General features: G+C 57.4%; 5 protein-coding genes. All 5 read right to left on the bottom strand.

Annotated elements, in window-relative coordinates; all coding sequences use genetic code 11:
• Positions 1-43 precede the first annotated feature (43 nt).
• A complete protein-coding gene (locus RISK_RS07840) occupies positions 44-10,000 on the bottom strand; it encodes a choice-of-anchor M domain-containing protein (protein WP_047813709.1) in 9,957 nt (3,318 codons plus the stop codon).
• Between the two features lie 135 nt (positions 10,001-10,135).
• On the bottom strand, positions 10,136-10,606 hold the full coding sequence (locus tag RISK_RS07845; protein ID WP_047813710.1) for a hypothetical protein: 471 nt from the start codon (positions 10,604-10,606) through the stop codon (positions 10,136-10,138).
• A complete protein-coding gene (locus tag RISK_RS07850; RefSeq protein WP_047813711.1) occupies positions 10,603-11,742 on the bottom strand; it encodes a DUF1559 domain-containing protein in 1,140 nt (379 codons plus the stop codon). The genes RISK_RS07845 and RISK_RS07850 overlap by 4 nt, the downstream gene beginning before the upstream one ends.
• A 10-nt stretch (positions 11,743-11,752) precedes the next feature.
• A complete protein-coding gene (locus RISK_RS07855; RefSeq protein WP_047813712.1) occupies positions 11,753-14,440 on the bottom strand; it encodes a spermine/spermidine synthase domain-containing protein in 2,688 nt (895 codons plus the stop codon).
• 220 nt (positions 14,441-14,660) lie between these two features.
• Positions 14,661-15,485 (bottom strand): choice-of-anchor M domain-containing protein, encoded by an 825-nt coding sequence (locus tag RISK_RS07860; protein ID WP_083434850.1) that lies wholly within the window; start codon positions 15,483-15,485, stop codon positions 14,661-14,663.
• Positions 15,486-15,677: the final 192 nt, after the last annotated feature.

Genomic DNA, 15,677 nt, shown 5'->3' on the forward strand with positions numbered 1-15,677 from the left:
GTGGTGGTAACTCAAGTAGTAGGTTCAGTGATCCATTGTTTGTTTAGTCATCCCAGCCGAGACCGTCGGCCAATCGGCGATTCATTGCACGGGATGTCAGCACGAAGTCCAGACTGTTGACCACGCCATCGCCGTTGACGTCGGCTTCGTCCGACTGCGAACTCAAGCCGCGTTGCACACGCAGACGGTCCAGGGCATCGACCCGGCCGTTGCCATCGGTATCACCGAGCAAGCGGTAGAATTCCTGGAACACATCGGCCGTCCCGTCGCCATCCATGTCGATGCCGATGCGGTAGTGACCGTCACCCGCGTTGGAGTTGCGATTGCCGCCAAGACCTTCGTCGCCAAAGTCCAGGCTCAAGCGGTTGCCGTCGACGCTGGCCGAGTAGTCCGAATCGTCCATCAAAACGCCGTTGTTGCCATCCAAGTCATACTTGGTGATTTGAACCCGTCCGGCAGCCATCAGATCATCAAGGCCGTCATCCTGGCCAAACACCAGATCGACGTTGCCAACGTGCGAACGCTGAGTTTCGCCATTTTCGACGTCCAGAGCCTCGACCGTGTTTCCGACTTGGAAGTAGTAAGTCACCGGGCCACTGTCGGTGGCGTGTCCGTCCGCATCGATGCCCGAGGCAATGAAGGTGACCGCGTACATCCCCATTTTGGTGAACGCGAAGTTCATGTGGTTGTGGCTGCCCGCTGGCACTTCGATTTGGTCCGTCTCGTCGACGCCATCGCTGGTCGCCATCTTGACGTCAGGAGTGCCAAACGTGCCGGTTTGCCACACCGAGAAATCGCCCGGCCCAGAGACCGCTGCCAGTTGAAGTGTTGCAGTATCGCCCTGCAGCACTCCCTCTTCGAGTTCTTCACCACCGATGCCCAAGAACAAAAGGTTTGGATTCTGGGTTTGTGGCAATACAAACAGCGATTCACCAGCATCGACCCCCAGGAAGTCGAAACCAGTGGTTGCCGCGGGGAGTGTGATTTGGGCATCCATCCCCACGTACAACAATGCCTCACTCGGTTCGTATTCAAGGTCGCCCGCATCGTGTGCGTGGATGTGAAGATCCCACGAAGGTTCTTCCTCATCATGATCGTGGTCATGGTCGTGCTCACCGAAAGCCACACCGATGTCGGTGTCGCCTGTTGTGAGGACCGACTCGAAGTCACCCAGCACGGGAGCAGCCGTGATGCTCACCGTTGCGAAGGTGTCGGCAGTTCCATCGCTGAGCATGTAGTTGAACGAATCTTCACCATCGAAACTGTCGTCGGGTGTGTAGGTGAAGGTGCCATTGGCGTTCAGCACCAAGCTGCCGTGTTCCGGAGCCGTGGATTCACTGATCACCGGCGTTGCTCCAGCGGCGACTGCGTCGTTGAGCAACACGTTGCCGCGAACTGTGTTTCCGGAGCCCACCATGTAGACGTCCTCAGCAGCAATCGACATGTCGCCAATGATGAACGTCAGCGTCACCGCTTCGCTGGAAACCGGTGTTGAACCGTCTTGCAGGACCCCAGAGGTCTGCACGGTGACCCGATACGTTCCTTCTTGGGTGAAGCCCCAGTTGTAGTGGGCGTGTGTGCCTTCGGGCAGATCCACAACGTCGGCGTCGGTGATCCCATCGCTGCTGGCCAAGAGGACTTCGGGTGTGCCGAAAGCGTCTTGCTGCCACAGCGAGAATTCGCCAGGACCGTCGACCGCCACCAAGTGGAGAGAAAACTCGTTGCCCACGAACGTATCGACTTCGACCTCTTCCGAGTTCAAGCCCAGGAAGGGAAGTTCCGGCAAGTTCGCTTGAGGCAAGACATGCAAGGTCTCACCCGCTGCCGCACCGGTGAAGTCAAAGGCGGAATCCGCAGGCCGGGTGATCGCCGCCTCGGCACCGCCATAGATGATCACTTCATCCAGGTGCAAGCCTTCCCCGTGATCATGTTCGTCACCTTCGTCATGGTCATGATCATCGTCGTCCTCGTGGTCGTCGTGATCATCTCCTTCGTCATGCTCATCGTCGTGACCATGCTCATGACCGTCTTCGCCGAGGACGGAGAAGTCCCAGTGGTCGCCGTGGTAGTTGATCAGGAAGTCCGCGTGTCCTTCGGCGATCACCTCGCCTTGAGGCAGAGCGGCCGCCGTAATGCTCACCGTTGCGAAGGTGTCGGCTGTTCCATCGCTGAGCATGTAGTTGAACGAATCTTCACCATCGAAACTGTCGTCGGGTGTGTAGGTGAAGGTGCCATTGGCGTTCAACACCAAGCTGCCGTGTTCCGGAGCCATGGATTCACTGATCACCGGCGTTGCTCCAGCGGCGACTGCGTCGTTGAGCAACACGTTGCCGCGAACTGTGTTTCCGGAGCCCACCATGTAGACGTCCTCAGCAGCAATCGACATGTCGCCAATGATGAACGTCAGCGTCACCGCTTCGCTGGAAACCGGTGTTGAACCGTCTTGCAGGACCCCAGAGGTCTGCACGGTGACCCGATACGTTCCTTCTTGGGTGAAGCCCCAGTTGTAGTGGGCGTGTGTGCCTTCGGGCAGATCCACAACGTCGGCGTCGGTGATCCCATCGCTGCTGGCCAAGAGGACTTCGGGTGTGCCGAAAGCGTCTTGCTGCCACAGCGAGAATTCGCCAGGACCGTCGACCGCCACCAAGTGGAGAGAAAACTCGTTGCCCACGAACGTATCGACTTCGACCTCTTCCGAGTTCAAGCCCAGGAAGGGAAGTTCCGGCAAGTTCGCTTGAGGCAAGACATGCAAGGTCTCACCCGCTGCCGCACCGGTGAAGTCAAAGGCGGAATCCGCAGGCCGGGTGATCGCCGCCTCGGCACCGCCATAGATGATCACTTCATCCAGGTGCAAGCCTTCCCCGTGATCATGTTCGTCACCTTCGTCATGGTCATGATCATCGTCGTCCTCGTGGTCGTCGTGATCATCTCCTTCGTCATGCTCATCGTCGTGACCATGCTCATGGCCGTCTTCGCCGAGGACGGAGAAGTCCCAGTGGTCGCCGTGGTAATTGATCAGGAAGTCCGCGTGTCCTTCGGCGATCACCTCGCCTTGTGGCAGAGCGGCGGCAGTGATGGTCACCGAAGCCATGGTGTCGGAGGTGCCATCGCTGAGCATGTAGCTGAACGAATCCGATCCGTCGAATCCAGACCCGGGCGTGTACACAAACGTGCCGTCGGAATTCAGTTCCAAGTTTCCTCGGAGTGGCCCCATGGTACTGGTGACCACCGGGGTGATTCCGGCGGCCAATGTGTCGTTGAGCAACACATTGCCGCGAACCGAATTTCCGGCACCCACCATGAAGGCATCATCGGCAGCCAAGGAGACATCGATGGTCGCTGTTGCGGTCGTGAAGCCACCGCGTTCGTTGGTGATTCGATAGTCGAAACTATCCTGACCAGCGAATCCTTCATTTGCCTCATAGGTGAACGTGCCATCGGCATTCAGCGTCAGGATTCCATTGGCAGGCTCCGTTTCGACGGTCGCGACATAGTCGCCCATCGACTCATGCCATTCGTCGTTCACCGACACATCACCGTTCAGGGTTTCTCCTTCGAAGACCGTGAATGAATCCTCCACGGCACCCAGCGTGTCGACACCGAAGACCATGGTCTGGATGCCACTTTCATAGTACGGATCCAAGCCTTCTTCGTAGGTCCCATTGGCGTTGACATCGAGGTAACCACTGAGGAATACGTCAACTTCGTAGATGCCCGGCTTCGAGAATCCAAGGTTGCGATGAAGGTGGCCGGAACTCCAGAGAACATCGTCGCTGGAGATGCCATCGCTGGTCGTCATGTAGACACGCGGTCCGGCACTCGGTGACGACCACATCGAGAACTCACCGCCACTACTGCTACGCATGTCCGTCATTTCATAGCGAAGGTACTGTCGCGGCGTGCTGGAGGTGATGCGTGGATCGTCGGGTACATAACTGGCAAAAAGATCACTCGGAACATCGCCGTTGGTGAAACCCAGGTAGGGTACGCCCGGCACTGAAGAGCTCGGCAGCACGTACAGTGATTCACCCGCACCGACACCGACGAAATCGTACGCGGCGTCATCCGATCGCTCGACAAGTGCGTTCGAGTCGGCGTAGGTGTAGAGCTGGTTGCTGGCGATTTCACCGCCGGGGATCACGTCGTCCGTACCGTGGACCGCCAGCGTCATCTCACCGTCGTTCCAAACCGGACGGTAGTCCGCGTGCTCGTCCGTGTAGTAGTGCTCGATCGGATCGGGAGTTCCGCGTCGCAACGTGTACACTTCGCCGCCAAAGTAGCTGCGTGCCAGCGGATGCCCTCCGCCGTTGGTGATGCTCGCGTCGTCTTTGACACTCAGGGCAAGTGTCCCACTTCCAGTTCCGGTCAGGACGGTGACAACATAGGTCGCACCCGAACCGGTCACCGAAACAATCGTTGCACCCGATAGGTCGCCCGCGTTCATCACGACTTCAAAATCGGCCGCGTCGACATCCATCACATCTTCGGAAAATTCAACTTCAAATTGAACGGAGTCAGCATCCGTGGGAGTTGTATCCACTCGCTTGATTCCGCTGACGAGAGCTCCGACCGCGTTGACGACCACGCCATCAAAAACGGTGTTCGGGAACTCAAGAACAGCTTCGCCCCCAATCGGATCGGTGAGCGTGCCACCATTGAGGTCAATGAGGTTGCTTGTTAGCTGAACGCCGTCCAAGTCCAGGTCAGTGTCTGCAACGGTGTATCGGAAGTCCAGAAACGGAGTGCCTGAGCCCGAGACGTAGTCGGCATAAACGACGTTGTCACCGACCTGCAATGCAACCCGTGGGGTTCCTGTCACGTCAATCGGGAATCCGAAGTAGACTTGGAAGTCGATCGGATCTCCACTGATGCGAGTGCGTGCATCCGGCGGCAACAACACCATCGGGTTTTCGCCCGTTTTGTTAATAAAGACGCCGGTTGGTGCGAGCCGTGCCCCGCCAACGCCTCCCGCGTTGATGATGTCCGGGTAGGAATCGTTGTCGACGTCGGCTATGTGTAGTCCCCCATTGTTCACATCCGACGAAATGACAATCGCGTCGCCGAACACGCCGTCGCCTTGATTGGGCGACCAAACTAAACGGTAGCCGCCGTTCGAATACCCATAACTAACGATGTCCGGCAGGCCGTCACCGTTCATGTCTGCCGCGACGTTCACCTGAGAATAGAGATAGCCTGGCGTCAGCGTGACTCGGTCGCCGAAGGTGCCATCTTCCAACTGTGGGTAGTAGCCGACGTGGCTATCCGCACCGCGATCGTAGACAACAAGATCGTTCCGGCCGTCGCCATTGAGGTCAATGACTTGATGAATGTAGGGGGAGGGGTTCGAGTTCACATCTTGAGGAGCATCAAATGTTCCGTCACCGTTCCCCGGAAAAATATGCAGGTAGGCCGTTGAAGTAAACGTGCTGGAGTCGAAAACGCTTCCGGTCGAAACAATGTCGAGATGGCTATCACCATCGACATCCGCCATGAGCAATTCGCCGTAGTACTCATCCGTGAGAACTGTTTTTTCGCCCAGCGTTCCATCGGTTTGCTGGAGCAGCACTGCCTTTTCTGCGGTGGTCACTCGCGTCTCAAAATCGTAGCGATTCGCACCATAAACCACATCGGCACGGCCGTCACCGTTTAGATCGCCCGCATCTATCCAATAGCCGACTATCAATCCGTCAAACACGACTTCACGAGTGAAGTTTGCGTTGCCGTCGTTACGATACAGAGTGATCGTGCCTTCGCTCGCGCCTTCAGTCCGCGTGGCAGCGTTGTATTCGTAAACGAGCACATCGGTGTCACCATCGCCGTCGTAGTCAACGCTGGTCACGCCCTCGGAATAGACTCCGGAATCAGCATTCAATAACTGTTCCGGCTGGAATGTCCCGTCGCCGTTGCCCTGCATGTAGGTCAACGCATTCTCGTCAGTTCCAGCAACGACTAAATCGACATTGCCATCGCCGTTGAAATCACCTGTCACTTGCCCCCAAGTTCCTTCCGCAAACTCACCACCGAAGTACTCCGGCAGCGCGAACGGAACCAATTGATTGGCCGGAATGAGATCGGCCGCGATGGTGTACGGCTGCGGTCCTTCCGCCGGATCGATGCTGAAGTAGTAGGTGACGATGCCGCTTTCGGTGTAGCGGTCGACGCCTTCGTCGTAGGTGCCATTGCCGTTTTGATCCGCGAAGCCGCTGGCGAACAGGTCGATCTCATAGATGCCGGGTTTCGTAAACGCCCAGTTGTAGTGGCCGTGACTGTTCGCAAAAGCGAAAACGGTGTCCTGGTCGTCGATGCCATCGCTGGACGCAACCCACACGTTGGGCTCAGTTGCCCCGGACGAGTACAAACTGAATTGACCGCCTTCAGGCAATCGCACATCGACCACCTGCAACTCAACCCAGGAGCCGGTCGAATCGACTCGTGGATCATCATTGAAGTAACTGGCCATCGAGTCGGAATTGATCCCACCGGCACCAATCCCCAGATCTGGAATCGTCGCGGGCACATTCGACTGCGGCAGAACGTAGATCTCGGAACCGGCCTCAGCGCCTAAGAAATCGTATGCGGTGTCGCTGGGGGCCGTCACCTTGCTGTCCGGACCTCCGACGATCAAGACTTCGTCGGGCGCGAACTCGGTGTACAGATCGTCCACATACGCATGCAAATCCCACTGACCATCAGAGTATCCGACGCCGATATCACCATGCCCCTGGGTAAAGAAGTTCGTGATCTCACGCGCCGGGCGACGATTGAGAGTGAACACCTCGCCGCCGACAAAGCCCTCGCCAATCACGTTCGCTTCGGTGTCCGTGATCGTTGCCGTTTCCAGGACTTCCAATCCGATTGTGCCGCTACCGGTTCCTGTGGACACCGTGACAAAGTATTCGTCGCCCGAACCGCTGACGCCGGTCACCGATGCGTCGGTAACGCCGTTCAGGGTGACACCAAAGTCGGCCACGTCGACGCCGGAGACGGATTCGCTAAACGTCACCTGGAAAGTCACGTCATGGGCCGCCATCGGGTTGTCGGATGATCGCTCAACTGAATGCACAACCGGAGCCGATCCGTTGACTAGCACGCCGGACAGATCGACGGCCGGCAATGTCAAGTCGACGGGATCGCCGGTCGGGCCGATCAGCGACCCGCCGTTGAGGTCGATCGAAGTGCTGACCAACTCGATGCCGTCGTCGTCCGCATCGGTTTCCACGACCATGTAGCGGAACAGCAATTCCGTTGTGCCGCCGCCTGAGACGTAGGTCGCTTCAACGGTTTCGTCCCCGACCTGCAGCGACACGCTCGGTGTCCCGGTTACCTCAACTGGATAGCCGAAATGAATCGATAAATCCAAGTTCTGGCCGGCTGGATAGATCCGCGTCGCTGGTGGGCGAATCGTGGTGGCGAATTCACCGAGTCGGTTTGGAAGAACAACGACCTCGCCACGTATCAGATCAGCAGCCACCACGTCCGGATCGCCATCGCCATCGATGTCAGCGGTCGCGATGCCGTTGACCTGTCCAACGTCACGGGTGATCTCAATCGAATCGCTGAAGTTGCCGCCGCCAAAGTTTTGCAGCCAGAAGACGGCGCCACCATACGATCCGATCAGGACATCAAAGTCCCCGTCCTGGTCAAAGTCAGCCGAGGTGGCGGCGGCGGGCTTGCTCACGCTTGGCAATGCGGTGAATGCCCCGATCGTTCCGTCTGACTGCCCGGCGTGGAAACCAATCTCCAACGAGTCGAGACCGACCACCAGAAGATCGTCAATGCCATCCCCGTTCAGGTCGTCGGCAGCAAAAACCGACGATCCGGATGTGGAAGCGACCGTTTGTTTCGCTCCAAACGTGCCGTCGCCGTTGTTGACGAAGTATGCGAGTTGGCTCGCCCCGTATTCGCCGGTGATGGCCTCGGGACGACCGTCCCCGTTCAGGTCGCGGACGACGAATCCTGTCGCTTCGCTCAAGCCAGTGGCGATGACGTTGGCCGAGCCGAACACGCCGGCCCCTTCGTTGCGATACCAGTAGATATCGCCGCCCCAGTCTCTCGCGACGAGCACGTCCAATTTTCCGTCCCCGTCGACATCGGCCGATCGGATGAACGGCCCATACAGTCCCGTGTCGATCGATTGAGCCGGGCCGAAACTCTCGCCTAGATTTTCGTGCCAAACCAAATCGCCGAAGTAGCCACCGACGATAACGTCCTGATCGCCATCAGCATCCAGATCGGCGAGGTGAGCTTCCCATGGATAGCCCGCCTCAGCGGAAACAACCTGTTCTGGTCCGTAGGTTCCGTCGCCGAGGTTCTCGAACCAGACCACTTTGTCTGCCGCGTATGACGCGGTCAGGATGTCCACGTGACCATCCCCATTGATGTCGGCCAGTTCCGGTTCAAAGACGTAATCCAAACCCGATCCAACCACCTCTGGCACACCAAATGGCACCAGGTGATCTGTCGCGGCAATCACTTGGAAACTCGCGTTGGTTTGCAAACCGTCACCGTCGGTCACGGTGATCGTGATCGTCGATGATCCGATTTGACCCGCCACGGAGTTCACCGAAATGGTGCGATCCGCTCCGCTTCCCCCGAGGGTGATGTTCGCGTTTGGAACGAGCGTCGTGTTGGACGAAGTTGCTGTGACGGCTAACGCTTCCGCTGCCGTCTCAGCGTCGCCGACGGTGAACGCCAACCCTCCAGTCGAGTCGCCTGCCTTCACCACCTGATTGTCCAGTGTTGAGATGGTCGGAGGCGAGTTTGCCGGTTGATCGTTGTCCTGAATCGAGACGGTGGTGGATGTTACGGTGCCGAGCAGTCCGCCGGTGGCACCTTCGATTGTTTTGATGTAGCCATCAATGGTGTCCGGTGCTGCGTCCGACAATTCGATCGTGAACGATTCATTGGACTCCACTTCCGTGTCGTCGAGAATCGGGATGGTGATCGTGTTGACGGTCTGACCGTCTGCAAAATCAACGGTGCCGCTGGTCGCGGTGAAGTCCGCAGCAGTCGCGGTGCCGCTGGTCGTTGCGTAATCGACACTGATCCGCCCATCGCTGCCACCGACGCGGACCACATCGATCGAGGCCATTCCGGCGTCTTCGTCCACCGAAACACTAGACGCGTCAAACTCCAGTTTTCCAACGCTTCCAACCGAAAAATGGACCGTGATCGGATCGCTTTCGCTGAAGCCGGTGGTGTTCGGTGTTGGCTGACCGTCGTCACCAAAGTGGGCCGAAAGCACGAGGTCGATCTCGTAGCGGCCTGGTTCGCTAAATCCGAAGTTATAGTGCGAATGATTGCCAGTGTTGATCCACATCGCGTCGTCGGTCGTGATGCCATCGGTCACGTCCAATCCGTTGCCGTTCGGATTGGAAACTCCATCGTCATAGGAAGCCATGGAGACGATTGGCACACCAAACGAGTCCGATTGATACATCGAAAATTCGCCAGTCCCGCTGGTGCCATCGGGGTTGGTATGCCGCATGTCCGAGAGGGTTACTTTGGCCCATTGCGCCGGCGCCGAACCGATGCGTCCCTTCGATTCGAACGATGCGTCGTACCCGTCGACCGTGCTGTCGAGACCGTAGGCTGCGAAACCGGGCCACAGAATGTCCGTGTCCTGAGCTTGGGGTAGCAGGTGGAACGATTCACCTGCATCGACGCCAAGGAAATCATAGGCTGCCGATGCCGGCCCGGTGATTTCCGCCGGGGAACCCACGTACAGCACCGCCTGTTCATTGTCGTACTGAATCTGCCCACCGACTTCATCCGCGCGAACACCGAGACTCCACTCTCCGGATTCATGCTGAAGGTTCAGGTCGACATGCTGGTTGGTCAGGAAATTGTCCAGCTCAGCCGCCAGCAATTGCCGTCGCTCGAGCGTTTCCATTCGAAGGCCGCCGCGGCGGGTTGTGCGTGATTTTCGACCACCTGGAATTCGGCGGGCACCTGAGATTCGACGGGCACCGGACAAACGATCAAGGCGGAATGGATTCATCGAACAGGTAACTCCAGGCGGGGCGTCAACGAGGGAGATGCTTAACTCAAGCACATGCAATGTAGTTGCAAGAGTAAAAGCGTGTTGATAGTAGGTCAACTAGCCAATTTGACCTAACCCGCAAATTTTCGGCAGTCAGTCGAACTGGAACTCCACCGCGGTCAGCCATCCGCTGGTCGTGGGTGCCTCGCGGTAGTGATATTGCCCTTTCTCAACCTGCCCCACATGCGCGACGCCCCGCTCGCTAGCAAGCTCCGGGACGTCGTCCTCGGAAACTTCACAAGCTGCCAGCAGGTTCAGCAGTGCGGATGCAGGAAAACCGGTTCCTTTCGGACGTTTTGCTTGCTTGGGGCGACGCCTCGCCGCAGGTTGGTCTCCGACCGGAAGTGGCAGTGGTTCCGAGCTCGTGATCAAGCAAACGATGGTCGATCCGGAAGGCCCTGAAGACTCCGATCCGCCGATCACCTTGCTCTCGCTGAGAAACGAAACTCCTAGAACCTGCTCCATTTTTTCAAGCTCTGGCGCAGGTGGGGGAGCAGCGTCGCAACCTAGCAGTGCGAGCGATGACAGCAGCAGGAGGTTTCGGTTGAAGAGCCGAATGTTCATTCGAGTTGCCCGTTCGCTTCGCCGCCATTGGCACTGCCCATCGCCCACCAAAGCTGCAGGTCAATTGACTCACTGCGGAAGCCAACGCTTCCATCAGCCATTAGCACGTGAACGCCACCGGTGTGGTAACTTCCCGGCGTGACCAGATTGTTGCCCAGCCCTTCCCCGCCATAGACATGGCAGTTTCGCTCGCCGATCGGCATCACATGCATGTAGGTGTTTGCCGCGAAGGTCCAGCCGCTGATCCACGAATGGCCGTGTTTTTCGATGTAGCTGGGGTCACCGTGGGTCACTGATCCACAGTAGGGGACCCATTTTTCGAGCGACCGGGCGCTGATGGAACTTCCGCAGAACGACTGCATGTTCTCGTCGGTTTCGGGTGATACCGTGCGACCGCCCCACCAAGTGTCGACAATGGTTGCGGCACTGATTTTTCGCTCGGCGACCGCGGCGGTATTAGACAGCCCGTCGGTGATGTCACGGAATTTGATATCGCGAACCTGCCAAGAGCCCGGCTGGGACGGATTGTGCAGCCCGAACACGCCGTTTTGTCGCTCCAACGGTTGGTCATGTCCCGGCCAGTGAGATCGCATCGGCCATCCTACGTTGGCGGCATAATTTCCCGGTGCAAGTTGTTCGCCATCCTCGTGCAACTGCAAGGCACCTGCTGGATCGGAGGGGCAAAGGTACGTTCCAACCAAGGTGCGAGCCGCTTCGGCATTGGGATGGCTCGGGGCGATGCTGTAGTCCAGGTAGTCGCTGCTGAAGGAGTAGTTGCAGTGGTCGGAAAGAGCGACGTCGAAGTCAATCGAATCGTGCAGATTCTGTTGCTCGACATAAGGAAGGATCATGGCAAGCCAACTGTAGAACCCGCTTCCACAACTGGAGCCCGAAGTATCCGGTCCTGTCGAGGTCGTCGGAATGGAGCGAAAGGCCCCGTGGTAGTTGTGGACCGCCAAGCCAATTTGTTTCATGTTGTTACTGCATTGCATTCGTCTCGCCGCCTCGCGGGCTGCTTGGACCGCCGGCAAAAGGACGCCGACCAGGATGCCAATGATGGCGATGACAACGAGCAATTCGATCAAGGTGAATGCATCACGCAAGCGATGCAAACGTTTGGGGGTTATCGGAAGCATCTTCGTTTCCTTACTTTTCTGCTGGGCGGGTCGTAACAAAATGTGGCGGTGTCGAACCGCCTGTCTCATCTGTGTCTGTCGTATTCAAGTCGTTCACCCATCGGATTCCTGGGGCACCTGGCCAGCGATCCCAGTCAGCCAAGTGGTCATCCCGGAGGCAACGCGGGATCGATCTCGCAACACGCGAGCCGATTGAGTCTGCCAACTTGTTTCTGGTCCGGCGTGCATGATCCCATTCCAAAAGCCCAGTGGCGAGCAACGTCAGTTCCGCTTGTGATCCAGGTGCGGCAGGTGGTTCTCGGGCGATCCTTTTCTGACACTCGCGGCAGAACTCAATCCATCTCACTGGCTGGAAGTAGTGCTTGCCAGCATGGGCTGAAAGACGAACGGCGGCCGCGGAGTATTCCAGTGACGGGTCGGCAAGCGACACCAGCCGCGTTCGACCCCGCTCGTTCTTCCATGATCCAAGATGAAGCAGTCGGACGCCGGATTCGTGCCTGAGCAGGGGGGCATGAATCGCCTCCATTTCACGCAACTGATCGCAATGTTGGCCAACCTGTTTCCAGTCGAGGCACCCGAGATCTTTTCCGCCCACCAATGCGATCATCGGAGACGCGACCCGAAAGTGGTTCATGAACAAGTGAGTTTCGTTGAACTCGCTCGAAAAGGTATCCGCGATCAGCTCGAATTGCTCCGGTGTCAGCTGGTACATCGGAAGCCATTGGCAAAAGATACCGCCTGGCTTCAAAGCATTCCGGACGGACGCGAAATGTTCCCGGCTATACAAACGCGAGGTACCAGACGCCCAAGGCAAAAACAGATCGCCGGTGATGACATCGAATTGCTCCGTCATGGACGCGAGATAGGTTCTTCCATCACCTACCACCACGGTTGCCAGATCGCTTTGACAGATGTCGTGATTGAATTCGCTGAAATGTCTCTCCGCTGCTCGTGCCACCAAGGGCGAGATTTCGATTGAAACCACCGCGTCGACCGTCGGGATGGACAAGGACGCTCCCGGGGTAATGCCTGTCGCCAGTCCAATGCACGCAACCTTGGATGGTTGCTTGTGCAGCACCAGGGGCAAGAGCGTCTGGCGTTCTTGGTCGTAGCGAACCGCAGTCCCTCCAAGCAAATATTGATTCGCGACCAGGATCGAGCGTTCACCGCGCCGGTCTTCGATCACCGCAACCGTTCCCTCGCGACCGGACTGGACGTCAATCGGATCGATCCCTGGTGGCGGATTGATGACGGGAAGGAAGGTGTTCACGAACCCCAGTAGCAACACGATGCTGACGCACAGTGCTGCTGAGACGCGGGTGACGACCGAAGCATGCGGTGAACCGGAGAGAACCACACAGGGAAGCATTGAGAACAGGGCTGCAACCGTGGCGAATGCCATTCCAATGGCCGTCATCGTCCCATAGACGCCTAAAGTTGGCAGGAGCACTCGGTAGGTCAGCTCCGCTCCCAGCATGCCACCAATTCCGTTGACCGACAAAAGCAAGCCGACCCGTTGGCCCGATTGAATGGGTGAGCACTGCCGGCCGGCACTGGCAATCGCGAAGGGGAATATCAAACCAGCGATGACCCAGGCTGGGCCAACCGACAGCAGTGCCATTGCCCCTAGCTTCAATACGAAAAGGGCGACACTCGTATTTTCAGCAAACCAATTGGATTGCCGAGCAAATGCCATGAATACCTGAGGCGCCAAAACCACGAACACACTGCTGGTCGCAAGAACCAGAACAATGGTCCTTTGACTGGATGGGGAGACGAACAGCGATTCAAAACGGGCAAACAAAGCCGCTGCAATGCCGAGAGAAGCGATGGCACAAAACAGAACGGCAGCCGGCGAAAACACCGAGATCGTTGCGACCAGCTGAAACATCTGAAAGGCTGCAACCTCGATCGCTAAAACCGCCGCGCCTGAAAAGAATGCCAGCCAGAGCGCTCTGCTGAATGCGATGGTCAACGCAGCTTCTTCTGCTCTGGAGATGATCGCTTTCTCAGGTGCAGTCCTACGAGGAGGCAGGGTTGGGAAAGCTTTCGCGCAAATCAAGAGTGCGATGCCGATCGCCCCGTCGACGCTCGCCGCCAAAACCATTGATGCAAAGTTCCCCCATTGAGGAATCGCCACCATGATTGTGAACAGCACTCCCATCGCTCCACCGATCGTATTGACCGCGTAAAGGTTGATGCCGGATCGCCCCAGACGACCTCCATTCGATCTCAACAGTCCGGCAACAATCAGGGGAAACGACAGTCCCATGATGGCCGCAGGCGGGAGCACGAAGCCGAGAGTCAGCAGTGATCGAATGGCAAAACCATTGGATCCGTGCGTCGCGTCCGCACCGACCAGAGGCCAAATCCAATCGGTCAGCTGGGACAAGTAGAGGACCGGAACGACCAGAAACGGAATGCTTAGTTGTGCCAGGCCAGCAAGTCTTAGCGGGTTTCGAGTGCGTCCAACCAACAACGCGGCGATTGCTGATCCAATCGAGAGCCCCAGAAAGAAGGTGCCGAAGACACGCGCCGTCGATTCACCACTGGCACCCAGCAGATCGGCCAGCCGCCGAGTCCACAGCAACTGATGCCCCAACGCAGCCATCCCACTCAGGAACGTAAGTGCCCCCAGAAGAACTCCGGGCAGAGCTTCAAGTCGATGTTCAATTCGAGGAGGGGTGTTGTTGCTCATCTCTACGTAGAGTCGTGCCTGCTATTCGGAAGGCAGGTGCTTTTTTGCCGCTCATGCATGCGTCTCAGCCGTTTGCCCTGGGATCATTCACGGTCGTCGCCGAACTCACATGGGTTTGAATCGAGACTGGATTTTCTAAAGTCTTGCAACATTCGGCTACATTCAAATCTCACTTGTTTTCGGTTCGGTCCTTGGTCGCTGCGTGCCAAGCCGACGCAGCCTATTTCAGTTGAGGGCGACGGCGACGTCGCACCAGCATTCCGGCAATGCCCAAAGATGCCAGCACGGCCAAACTGCCCGGCTCCGGAACAGCAGTTACGGCGGTTGAATTTCCAACAGCGAACAAAAAGGTCTCAGTGTCGGATTTGAAACCGTCATTGATGTGAGTGCCACTTGCTTCAAGTGTCACCTCATACAATCCTTGCTCGGTGAAGCCCCAAACAAAGTGGTCGTGCCCATTTGGCGCCATTTCAACCTCATCGGAGGAATCAAATCCGTTTAGCGAATCCATGTTCACATCGAACCCACCAGTCGAACCCGGTTGGTAGACCGAGAAATAGCCCTGTCCGGCGACACCGTCGCCCTGCGGTGTGAACTGAACGTCCGTCAGGCGAAACGACAGGTTGTTGTCCCAGTCGGCCGAATTCAGCTCCCCAGTACCAAACCCAAGGAACGGCACGCCGGCCGTAGTGACCTGAGGGAGCACCCAGAAATCGATCGCCGGGGTGCCATCTGGGTTCATGCCTGTAAACTCCAGTCCAGACGGTACCGACGTGAAGCTGGCGCTCGACGTGTTGGGGACCCGAACGTAAACGCCATCGTTCGTCGGGTTGAATTCGGCTTCGGCTGCTAACGCTACCCCATTGAGCACGGCTCCTCCGCCAAAGTGGTAGTGGAGATTGAGTTCTCCATCTTCGTACGCGAGGCCAATGTCGGCGTGGCCCGACGAATATTCTGTCAGCGTTGCCGCTGACACGTTTTCGGTTTGTAGGCACAGCATGCCGATACAACAAACAAGTGCAAAGTTCTTTACAAGGAAGCTCATCACGATCTCCAAAGGGGGCTAAATCGAAGGTTCGAAACTGGTCGCAAAAACCGTTGTCGATGCAACTGCAATCAATCGCAGGGCAAAGACAACAGGGAAGCTCATTCGCGGGCACGAATGGCATGAAGAGAACTGCCACAAGGACGCCCAACATCGTTTTGCAATGATGCGGCGAGAACTCTTATGAAGCAG

The sequence above is a fragment of the Rhodopirellula islandica genome (assembly GCF_001027925.1).
GTDB classification, from domain to species: domain Bacteria; phylum Planctomycetota; class Planctomycetia; order Pirellulales; family Pirellulaceae; genus Rhodopirellula; species Rhodopirellula islandica.

What these genes read in the sequence shown, in the direction of transcription:
- RISK_RS07840 (WP_047813709.1), bottom strand. Translation starts at nt 10,000, where the DNA reads ATGAATCCATTCCGCCTTGATCGTTTGTCCGGTGCCCGTCGAATCTCA.
- RISK_RS07845 (WP_047813710.1), bottom strand. Translation starts at nt 10,606, where the DNA reads ATGAACATTCGGCTCTTCAACCGAAACCTCCTGCTGCTGTCATCGCTC.
- RISK_RS07850 (WP_047813711.1), bottom strand. Translation starts at nt 11,742, where the DNA reads ATGCTTCCGATAACCCCCAAACGTTTGCATCGCTTGCGTGATGCATTC.
- RISK_RS07855 (WP_047813712.1), bottom strand. Translation starts at nt 14,440, where the DNA reads ATGAGCAACAACACCCCTCCTCGAATTGAACATCGACTTGAAGCTCTG.
- RISK_RS07860 (WP_083434850.1), bottom strand. Translation starts at nt 15,485, where the DNA reads ATGAGCTTCCTTGTAAAGAACTTTGCACTTGTTTGTTGTATCGGCATG.